Genomic DNA, 9,403 nt, shown 5'->3' with positions numbered 1-9,403 from the left:
ACTAAAGAGATACTTCAAAAAAGGGTATTAATTAGAGAACATCAATTATTACCTCAAGCTATTAAATATATTAGTGAGAACAAGGTTAAAATTATTGATAATAAAGTTTTGATAAAAGAAGACTAGGAGGATATGTATAGATGAAAAAGAGAGCATTAATTAGTGTTTATGATAAAGAGGGAGTTTTAGATTTAGCAAAGTTTTTAGAAAGTAAGGATGTAGAAATTATATCAACTGGAGGAACTTTTAAATACCTTAAAGAAAATGGCGTTTCAGTTACTGAAGTAAACAGTATAACAGATTTCCCTGAAATGCTAGATGGTAGAGTTAAAACGCTTCACCCATTTATACATGCTGGTATTTTAGCAATTAGAGATAATAAAGAACATATGGAAACAATAAAAAATCATAATATTAATACTATAGATTACGTTGTAGTTAACCTTTATCCATTTTTCTTAAAGGTATGCGAAGATTTAAGTTTTGATGAAAAGGTTGAATTTATAGATATCGGTGGACCTACTATGCTAAGAGCTGCTGCTAAGAATTTTAAAGATGTAGTAGTTTTATCTGATATTTCTGATTATAAAAGGGTTATTAAAGAAATTGATGAATCAAATGATGTATCTTTAGGCTTAAGAAAAGAGCTAGCTGGAAAGGTATTTAATTTGATGAGCGCATATGATGCTGCGATTTCAAACTTCTTATTAGAAGATATAGATAATCCAAAATATTTATCAGTTTCTTATGAAAAAGCAGAAGATTTAAGATATGGAGAAAATCCACATCAAAGGGCAACTTATTATAAATCTCTTGAACATTCTGGAAGTATGAATAGTTTTGAAGTTTTAAATGGAAAAGCATTATCTTATAACAACTTAAAAGACGTTGATATAGCTTGGAAAGTTTGTAATGAATTTGAAGAGCCAGCTTGTTGCGCTCTTAAACATAACACTCCTTGTGGAGTTGCAGTTGGTGAAAATGACTTTGAATTATATAAAAAGGCTCACGACGCTGACCCTACTTCTATATTTGGCGGAATAGTTGCATTAAATAGAAAAGTAACTAAAGAAACTGCAAGTGAAATGAGTAAAATTTTCTTAGAAGTTATTATAGCATCAGAATATGATGCTGATGCTTTAGAAATATTAAAATCTAAAAAGAATTTAAGAGTTTTAAAGTGTAATGTAATGCCAAGTTCTAAAAAATATATGGTTTCAATAGATGGTGGAATATTAGTTCAAGATGAAGATATAAAATCTTTAGAAGAATTAAATGTAGTTACAGAAAACAAGCCTTCAGAACAAGAATTAAAAGATATGATTTTTGGAATGAAAGTAGTAAAATACGTAAAATCTAATGCTATAGTTGCCGTTAAAGACGGTGTTGCTGTAGGAATTGGAGGCGGACAAGTTAATAGGATTTGGGCAACTAGTGAAGCTTTAGAAAGAGGAAAAGGTGCTACTATTTTAGCATCAGATGCATTCTTCCCATTTAGAGATTGTGTAGATGAGGCTAATAAGTTTGGAATTAAAGGGATAATTCAACCTGGTGGTTCTATAAGAGATGAAGAATCTATAAAAGCTTGTAACGAGCACGGTATATCTATGGTATTTACTGGTGTAAGACATTTTAAACATTAAAAAGGTGGTATGTATTTATGAGAATACTTTTAATAGGGTCTGGCGGAAGAGAGCACGCTATCTCTTGGAAGTTATCTAAAAGTGATAGGGTTTCTAAAATTTTTGTTGCACCAGGTAATGGGGGAACAGAGATAGAAAGAAAATGTGAAAATATAAATATTACTGATATAGATAAACTTTTAGATTTTGCAAAAAAAGAAAAGATAGATTTAACTATAGTTGGGCCTGAAGAGCCTCTTATTAAGGGGATAGTCAATAAGTTCAAAAAAGAAAACTTAAAAATATTTGGACCTGATAAAGCTGCAGCTATGCTTGAAGGAAGTAAGAGCTTTTCTAAAGATTTTATGAAAAAATATGATGTAAAAACTGCAAGTTATGAAGTTTTTTATGATTACGAAAAAGCAAAAGAATATTTAGAAATTTCTAAGTATCCCTTAGTTATAAAGGCTGATGGGCTAGCAGCTGGCAAGGGAGTAGTAATTGCTAAAGATAAAAATGAAGCAATAGATACTTTAAAAGAATTTATGTTAGAAGATATTTTTAAAGGGGCCGGGAAAAAGATAGTAATTGAAGAATTTTTAGAAGGAATAGAAGCATCTATTTTATCTATTTGTGATGGAAAAACGATTCTTCCATTTCTATCAGCAAAAGATCATAAGCAAATCTACGATGATAATAAAGGACCAAATACAGGGGGGATGGGTGTAGTTGCACCAAACCCTTATGTTACAGATGAAGTTTTAGAAGATTTTAAGAAAAATATTATGGATAAAACTTTAAAAGGAATAAAAGAAGAAGGCTTTGATTTTAAGGGAATAATATTTTTTGGAATAATGATAACTAAAGAAGGGGTAAAACTTTTAGAATATAATGTAAGGATGGGAGACCCTGAAACTCAGTCTATATTATACTTAATGGAAAATGACTTCTTAGATGTAATTTTAAAAGCTTTAGATGAAGATTTAGAAAATGTTAAGTTATCTTGGAAAAAAGGATATGCTTTAAATGTTGTTTTATCAGCTAAGGGTTACCCTAAAAAGCCTAGAAAAGGCGATGAAATTACTATAAAGAAAGAGTCTAAAGAAAATATCTTTATAGCTGGTGCAAATTTAGAGGGAGAGACTCTAAAAACATCAGGAGGAAGGGTTTTATCAGTAGTAGGAATAGGTGAAACTTTAGAAAAAGCTAGAGAAAATGTATATAATTTAGTTAAAGACGTTGACTTTGATGGGGCTTATTATAGAAAAGATATAGGAAAAGCAAAATAAATATAGATTAAATTTAAAAGAGGCTTAAAAATAGTTTTTTTAGGCTTCTTTTTATGTATATATGAAATTTTTGAATTTAAACTTGGAGGAGTAATCTATGAAAAGCATAAAAATCTAAATATATTTGTCAAGAGGATGAATCTATTTTTTGGAAATAGACCTTAGGTTTACGATATAAATAATATATTTTTAAAAAAACTACACCATTGTTACGAAAAATTGTTGGTACAAGGGATTTTCGCTATGTAGGGTTAAATTTTTGAAATTTTGGACAAGTAAAAAATATTAAGACATGCTATATAAAATTAAATTTGATAGACAAGTAGTTACTATAAGGACAAGCTATAAAGACAAACTTATATTAGAATTAAATTATAGGTAAAAACTAAAGTACTTTTACACAAAAAATAGAGCTTATTAAATTCGATAAAACAGTATGTTTTTCATAAGATCCTTCATAAATGTAAACAAACCAATTCAAATAAACTTGAAGGTATTTTGTAGCGACGCTTCTAAATTTTCTAAGCCATCTTCTTAAATTCAATATAAAATCAGAGCAATTAGCAAGTAAAATTTCGCCTTCTTCTTTAGAAATTTTTAATTCCTTCTTTTTATGAAGAGCATAGTTTAATTTCTTTGATACAAGATAAGAAAATCTATCTTTTCCTGGCAAGAAATAAGTATTAAATACAGGGTTAAATGCATTTAATAAACTCTCTATAGATTCCTTTGTAGGACTCATAGAATCAAAGGATATCTTAGCTAGAGAGTAATTATTTTTATTAATAGTAGTAGCTACAAAGATGTTTTTTCTTCTAGAAATAGTGCAAACAGGGGGAGTCTTTTGCCCCTTAAAGTTTTGTAAAAATTTAGTATGCCTCATGGCTGTAACTACATGAGTTCTTCTAGAATCAGTATAAGTTCCAATATGTTTTAGTATCTTATGTCGCCACCTAAAAGATGTCTCAATACATATGTTTAATCTACCTGCACAATCTCTAATAGTAGAACCAGATAACATAAGACGAGTATAATTCTCCCAAAGCTCAACACTCTTTCTAGTATTATGCCAGATGAGTCCTGTTCCTTCGTTAAATGTTTTAAGACAATCTTTGCATTGATATCTTTGGACATTCCTGTATTTACCGTATTTAATAAAATGTTTTGAATTGCAATGGGGACAAGCCGATGTATGTACCATAAAATCACCTCGAAAATTTTTAGAGTTTTTAATTATTTTGATTATGGACATAAAATATAGGCTTTATTCAGTCAATCAGATTAAAATACCAACAAAGAAGCAAAACAATGTTGTAGTGGAAGTGAGAATTTATAAAAAATGTTCAGAAGGTATGGTGTTGGAATAAATAGGAAGTTGATATAGGGAAAATTATATCAATTCCAATTTTCATAGTTAACTAAAGGCTTATACAATTATTTTATTTAAACACAATTAACCTATTTTTGAATAGACTAATATTAGGAGTTATAAATTAAAAAGAGGTGAAATTTTGGATAGATTATCTCGTATTTTTAAAGAAGCATCTCTTAGAGCAGTTATATACTCTAAAAAAAATTTGGATTTAAGATTAGATTTCTCAGAAGAAAGTTTATTATTAGTAGATGAAATATTAGAAATGTTTCACAAAGCTAAAAATGAAAGTCATCTAAATAATGACAATATTATAGATATTTCTATGATGTTTGGAGGATATCTAGGAGAAGTAATAAGTAAAAATATTGGTGGAGAATGGGAAGAAAGTGATTTAAAAGAAATATTTATTGATATAAATGGATTTAAAGTTTTACCTATAAATATTATATATAAGAGACTAAACTTTGGAGAAAAGGCGACTGTAATCGGTTGGTATGAAAAATTCAAGAAAAAGGTATGAATTTTAAATGCAGAAATACAAAAATTTATTTCTGCATTTTTTTATTTTAAAATGTTTGATTATTCAGAATATTTGGTATATAATGTTTTTATACTAAAGATAATGTTTAAGAATTGAGTTTCTTAAACATTTTTTTTATATTTTTTTAACAGATGAATTAAATGTTTTAAGTAAGCATATGATGATAAATGTAAAAGATTTCTACGGATAGATAAAGTTTTAATGGCAAGAATAATTTTTAGAATGATTTTGGAGGGATAAAGATGGATTACAATTCAATACCAAACTTAGATAGCTATGTAGCTAAATATATGGACGAAAATGGATGCAACTTTGAAGAGGCTTGTGCAGCACTTGAGATCGACCAAAACCAAGTTTTTTCTAGAAGAGGCGTAGAAGAATTCGAATAAAATGAAAAAGCAGTTTAAAAGCTGCTTTTTTATTTTTATAAACTTTGATAAATTTTGCTTATAGATATATAATAGAAGATAATTAAGTTAAGATAAAGAAAGAGGTAATATTATGAAGATAAACAGAAACGATGACTGTTGGTGTGGAAGTGGGAAAAAATATAAAAAGTGTCATATGTCATTTGATGAAAAGTATGAAGAAATGAAAAGACAAGGTCATATGATGTTACCTAGAACTGTTGTTAAAAACGAAGAGCAAATTAAAGGGATAAAAGAAAGTGCAAAAATAAACACTGAAGTGTTAGATTTAATTTCTGAAAAGATTCATGAAGGAATGAGCACAGAAGAAATTAACACTTTAGTTCATGAATATACTGTAAGTAAAGGTGCAATTCCAGCTCCTTTAAATTATGGAGGTTTCCCAAAGAGCCTTTGTACTTCAATAAACGAAGAAGTATGTCACGGAATTCCAGATTCTAAAATAAAATTAAAATCAGGAGACATTATAAACACGGATGTTTCTACTATATTAAATGGTTATTTTTCAGATGCATCAAGAATGTTTATGATAGGTGAAGTTTCAGAAGAAGCAAAAAAATTAGTTGAAGTTTCAAGAGAATGTTTAATTAAGGGGATTGAAGCTGTTAAACCTTGGGGATTCTTCGGAGATATAGGAGCAGCAGTTCAAGAACATGCTGAAAAGAATGGTTTTTCTGTAGTTAGAGACTTTGGAGGGCACGGTCTTGGAATTCAATTCCACGAAGATCCTTTCGTAGCACACGTTGGTGAAAAAGGAACAGGACCTGTAATAATGCCAGGTATGGTATTTACTATAGAGCCTATGATTAACCAAGGCGGGTACGAAGTATTCGTAGACGCAGACAACGATTGGACTGCAATTACAGAAGATTATTCACTTTCAGCTCAGTGGGAACACACACTTTTAGTAACGGAAGACGGAATAGAGATATTAACTTATTAGTTTTTTATAAAGCATAGTTTTTACTATGCTTTATTTTTTTGCAATTTAATAAAATCAGTAGGTAATTTAATCATAAATTTAATAGAAATAATATTTACTTTGAATAATTTTGATAAAAAAGTAAATTAAGGTTCATTAAAGTTACTTAAAATGAAACAATATTAATTAAATATAAATAATGTAAAATAAAGGGCTAATTTATTTAAAGAGTAATTTGGTTGTTATATACTTTATATATCAATAATACAAGAAATGGTGATTATATGGAAAGAAAGAAAAGACTTGGAGATATACTAGTAGACCTTGGTTACATAAAAGAAGAGGATGTACAAGAAGCAATTAAAATTCAAAAATTAACAGGAAAAAGGCTTGGAGAAATATTTGTTGAAAGTGGACTTATAACAGAAGAAAACTTATTAAATATTTTAGAAGTTCAACTTGGAATCCCAAGAATCGATTTAGAGTCAACAGAAGTTGATATGAATGCGGTAAGTACAATAGGAGAAGCTTTAGCTAGAAGGTATACTCTTATCCCTATATGTTTTAGTAAGGGAAAATTAACAGTTGCTATGGCAGACCCTCTAAATATATTTGCAGAAGAAGATGTATCTCTTTCTTCAGGATATGAATTAAACATTGGGATTGCATCTAAAGATGAGATAATTACAGCTATTTCTAAGTATTATTCAAGAGAATATATGGATAAAGCCGCTAAAGAGATGAAAACAGCAGAAGAAAATAAGAAGAATGAACAAAGTTCTATTATTAAGGATGAAAATAATTCGCCAGCTGTAAAACTTATAGATAGTATTATTGAAAATGCTGTAAGAAATAAAGTTAGTGATATTCACATAGAGCCTCAAAAAGATAAAGTTATTATAAGGTATAGGATTGACGGAAGACTTAGAAAACAATTTGAAGCACCAAAAGAACCTTTTAATTCTATGATTACAAGAATTAAGATTCTAGGTGGGATGGATATATCAGAAAAGAGACTTCCTCAAGATGGAAAGATAATAACAAATATAGAAGGAAAAGAAATAGACTTAAGGCTTTCTATTTTACCTTCTATTACAGGAGAAAATCTTGTAATTAGAATACTTGATAAAAGTGCATTTTCTTTTTCTAAAGAGGATTTAGGCTTTACAAAAAAGGGATTAGAAACTGTAAATAAAATATTAGAAAAGCCATATGGGATGCTTTTAGTTACAGGGCCTACAGGAAGTGGTAAAACTTCAACGCTTTATTCAATATTAAAAGATGTAAATAACGAAGAAAATAACGTAATTACTATAGAAGATCCTGTTGAATATAGTATGGATGAAATAGTCCAAGTAAATGTAAATAATAAAGCAGGGCTAACTTTTGCAAGTGGGCTTAGAAGTATATTAAGGCAGGATCCAGATGTGATTATGGTTGGAGAAATCAGAGACGAAGAAACTGCAACTATGGCAATTAGAGCGGCAATTACAGGTCACAGCGTATTAAGTACACTTCATACAAATGATGCGCCTTCTGCAATTATTAGACTTCTTGATATGAATATACCTGCATATTTAATTGCATCCTCTTTAACAGGAGTTATAGCACAAAGGTTAATTAGAACATTATGCCCCTCTTGTAAAGAAGAGTATAATGCATCAAAAACAGATATAGAGGCACTTGGAATAAAAGATTCTGAAGAACTAAAACTTTATAAGCCTGTAGGATGCCCTAAATGTAATGGATTAGGGTATAAGGGAAGAAAAGCTATATTTGAAATAATGGATATTACAGACAACATAAGAGATATGATATCAAATAAAAACAGCATTGTAGATATAAGAAAAGAAGCAAAAAATTCTGGAATGGATACATTATTTGAATCAGCTAAAGAAGATGTATTAAAAGGAATTACAAGTGTAGAAGAACTTATGAGAGTAACTCTTATAAAAGAATAAAGGAGAATAGATAAAAATGCCTTTATATACTTATGAAGCAGCAAATATTAATGGAAATGTTATTAAGGGTAAACTAAGTGCTGATAATGAAGAAGATTTAATGAGAACTTTAAGAAAGAAAGGTTTCTTTTTAAAAGAATGTAGTGAAGCTTCTGGAAAACTTGATTTAGACTTAGCTATGTTTAGAAAAATTCCAGAAAAAGATTTGTCAGTATTTTGTAGAGAAATATATTTTTCACTATCTTCTGGGATTTCAATAATGGAAGCTTTAAAGATAGTAAAAGATCAGCTTGAAAATAAAAAGTTAAGATGGGTAACTGAAAGAGTTTATGAAGACGTTGAAGGGGGAAGCCTTTTATCAGATGCATTTAAAAAAACTAATGAGATGCCAGACCTTTTTATTTATATGATAGAAGTCGGCGAAACTACAGGAAGTTTAGATGAAATTATGAACGAGATTTCAGATTATTATGACAAGCAATATAAACAAGGAAGAAAGATAGCTAATGCATTAATTTATCCAAAGTTTTTGATAATTTTTTCTTTAGTTATAGTTTCTATTTTAGTAGCTTATGTTGTTCCGATTTTTGTAAATAACCTTTTAAGTGCAAACGGAGAATTACCTATTCCAACTAAAATAGTAATTACTTTAAGCAATGTAATTAAAAATTATGGGATATATATTTTAGGAATAATAATTCTACTTGCAATATTAAAAAAGGTTTTCTTAAATAAAAGCTCAGCATATAAGCTATTAAGAGATAAGTTTATTGTTAAATCAAAGTTTGTTGGAAAAATCTCAATGCAGATAATGACAGCAAGGTTTGCAAGAACTTTTTCTATTTTGTATGGAGGAGGGATAAGCGTTATTAGTGCCTTAGATATAACATCTAATGTAATAGGTAATGTTTACTTAAAGGACAAGCTTTTAGATGCAAAAAAATTAATAAATAATGGATCAACGATAGGAGATGCACTAGATTCAGAAAGATGTTTTCCAAGTATGCTGATTCAATCTATAAAGGTTGGAGAAGAATCAGGTAGCATTGATAAAATCTTAAAAAAAGCATCAGACTTTTACGATTCTGAAGCTAATTTTGCTTTAGAGAGAATTACAGCGTTAATCGAGCCAACTATGATAATAATCTTAGCAGGTGTCGTTGGATTTATAGTTTTATCGCTTATACTTCCAATGTTCTCAATGTATGACGCTATAAATTAGATATTAAGGATTTTTACCCTTAACATAAATAAAAACAATTAGG

Annotated in this window: 8 protein-coding genes; 7 read left to right on the top strand and 1 reads right to left on the bottom strand. The window is 29.0% G+C overall.

Going from position 1 to position 9,403, the window contains the following annotated elements:
- Positions 1-140: 140 nt before the first annotated feature.
- Both purH and purD read left to right on the top strand, forming a co-directional pair.
- Complete coding sequence (gene purH / locus M4I33_RS12025; protein ID WP_257917016.1) at positions 141-1,643, top strand: bifunctional phosphoribosylaminoimidazolecarboxamide formyltransferase/IMP cyclohydrolase; 1,503 nt, start codon at positions 141-143, stop codon at positions 1,641-1,643.
- A 17-nt stretch (positions 1,644-1,660) separates the two neighbouring features.
- Entirely contained in the window at positions 1,661-2,911 is a 1,251-nt protein-coding gene (gene purD / locus M4I33_RS12020) for a phosphoribosylamine--glycine ligase (RefSeq protein WP_257917015.1), read from the top strand.
- 385 nt (positions 2,912-3,296) lie between these two features.
- Here purD and M4I33_RS12015 read toward each other — a convergent pair whose 3' ends face one another.
- A complete protein-coding gene (locus M4I33_RS12015; RefSeq protein WP_257917014.1) occupies positions 3,297-4,112 on the bottom strand; it encodes a hypothetical protein in 816 nt (271 codons plus the stop codon).
- Positions 4,113-4,422: 310 nt separating this feature from the next.
- Between M4I33_RS12015 and M4I33_RS12010 the strand changes: the two genes are divergently transcribed.
- The 5 genes from M4I33_RS12010 (at position 4,423) to M4I33_RS11990 (ending at position 9,360) form a co-directional block, all read left to right on the top strand.
- Positions 4,423-4,806: a hypothetical protein gene (locus M4I33_RS12010; protein ID WP_257917013.1), complete on the top strand. Its 384-nt coding sequence runs from the start codon at positions 4,423-4,425 to the stop codon at positions 4,804-4,806.
- Between the two features lie 263 nt (positions 4,807-5,069).
- Positions 5,070-5,216 (top strand): hypothetical protein, encoded by a 147-nt coding sequence (locus tag M4I33_RS12005; protein WP_194190102.1) that lies wholly within the window; start codon positions 5,070-5,072, stop codon positions 5,214-5,216.
- Positions 5,217-5,328: 112 nt separating this feature from the next.
- Positions 5,329-6,198 (top strand): methionyl aminopeptidase, encoded by an 870-nt coding sequence (locus M4I33_RS12000; protein WP_257917012.1) that lies wholly within the window; start codon positions 5,329-5,331, stop codon positions 6,196-6,198.
- A 263-nt stretch (positions 6,199-6,461) separates the two neighbouring features.
- Entirely contained in the window at positions 6,462-8,138 is a 1,677-nt protein-coding gene (locus M4I33_RS11995; protein ID WP_257917011.1) for a GspE/PulE family protein, read from the top strand.
- Between the two features lie 16 nt (positions 8,139-8,154).
- A complete protein-coding gene (locus M4I33_RS11990; RefSeq protein WP_257917010.1) occupies positions 8,155-9,360 on the top strand; it encodes a type II secretion system F family protein in 1,206 nt (401 codons plus the stop codon).
- Positions 9,361-9,403 lie beyond the last annotated feature (43 nt).

Origin of the sequence: Clostridium sp. LY3-2 (assembly GCF_024705715.1) — a bacterium.
Lineage (GTDB): Bacteria > Bacillota > Clostridia > Clostridiales > Clostridiaceae > Clostridium.
Note: the sequence above shows the minus strand (reverse complement) of the source record. Positions and strands in the feature narration are given on the sequence as shown.

Excerpts from the sequence above, each read along its gene's own strand:
- M4I33_RS12005 (WP_194190102.1), top strand. The coding sequence starts at position 5,070 with ATGGATTACAATTCAATACCAAACTTAGATAGCTATGTAGCTAAATAT.
- purD (WP_257917015.1), top strand. The coding sequence starts at position 1,661 with ATGAGAATACTTTTAATAGGGTCTGGCGGAAGAGAGCACGCTATCTCT.
- M4I33_RS12015 (WP_257917014.1), bottom strand. The coding sequence starts at position 4,112 with ATGGTACATACATCGGCTTGTCCCCATTGCAATTCAAAACATTTTATT.
- purH (WP_257917016.1), top strand. The coding sequence starts at position 141 with ATGAAAAAGAGAGCATTAATTAGTGTTTATGATAAAGAGGGAGTTTTA.
- M4I33_RS11990 (WP_257917010.1), top strand. The coding sequence starts at position 8,155 with ATGCCTTTATATACTTATGAAGCAGCAAATATTAATGGAAATGTTATT.
- M4I33_RS11995 (WP_257917011.1), top strand. The coding sequence starts at position 6,462 with ATGGAAAGAAAGAAAAGACTTGGAGATATACTAGTAGACCTTGGTTAC.
- M4I33_RS12000 (WP_257917012.1), top strand. The coding sequence starts at position 5,329 with ATGAAGATAAACAGAAACGATGACTGTTGGTGTGGAAGTGGGAAAAAA.